Here is a 933-nt window from a genome sequence, read left to right on the forward strand (position 1 = left end):
ATTGAGTTAAGCTGATTAAATTAAAAGTATTGAAGTAAAAAAGAGAAAAAAGCGTAAATTGAAAACCAAGACAACTGTGAGTTGTAAGGTTAAGAAATTAAGCGTACACGGTGGATGCCTAGGCAATCAGAGGCGAAGAAGGACGTGTTAATCTGCGAAAAGCGACGGTGAGCCGATAAAAGGCGCTATAGCCGTTGATGTCCGAATGGGGAAACCCAGTGTAGGTGACTACACTATCATATAATGAATTCATAGTTATATGAGGCGAACCGGGAGAACTGAAACATCTAAGTACCCCGAGGAAAAGAAATCAACCGAGATTCCCTAAGTAGCGGCGAGCGAAAGGGGAGTAGCCCAAGCGGGTAGCATGATGTATTAGTGGAAGCGTCTGGAAAGTCGCACGATAGAGGGTGAAAGTCCCGTACATGAAAATGCATGATGTGGAAGCTTATAGAGTAGGGCGGGACACGTGATATCCTGTCTGAAGAAGGGGGGACCATCCTCCAAGGCTAAATACTCCTGATTGACCGATAGTGAACCAGTACCGTGAGGGAAAGGCGAAAAGAACCCCGGGAGGGGAGTGAAATAGACCCTGAAACCGTGTACGTACAATCAGTGGGAGCTGTTACCGTTGGGTAATAGTGACTGCGTACCTTTTGTATAATGGGTCAGCGACTTATATTCTGTAGCGAGGTTAACCGAATAGGGGAGCCGAAGGGAAACCGAGTATTAACTGTGCGTTAAGTTGCAGGGTATAGACCCGAAACCCGGTGATCTAGCCATGGGCAGGTTGAAGGTTGGTTAACACTAACTGGAGGACCGAACCGACTAATGTTGAAAAATTAGCGGATGACCTGTGGCTGGGGGTGAAAGGCCAATCAAACCGGGAGATAGCTGGTTCTCCCCGAAAGCTATTTAGGTAGCGCCTCATGA

Annotated in this window: 1 rRNA gene; it reads left to right on the top strand. The window is 46.9% G+C overall.

Annotated features, from left to right (window positions below):
* Nucleotides 1-87: 87 nt before the first annotated feature.
* Nucleotides 88-933, top strand: a 23S ribosomal RNA gene (locus A9G42_RS04510); the annotation flags it as partial.

The organism is Gilliamella sp. Nev6-6 (genome assembly GCF_001690605.1).
In the GTDB taxonomy this organism is placed as follows: domain Bacteria; phylum Pseudomonadota; class Gammaproteobacteria; order Enterobacterales; family Orbaceae; genus Gilliamella; species Gilliamella apicola_C.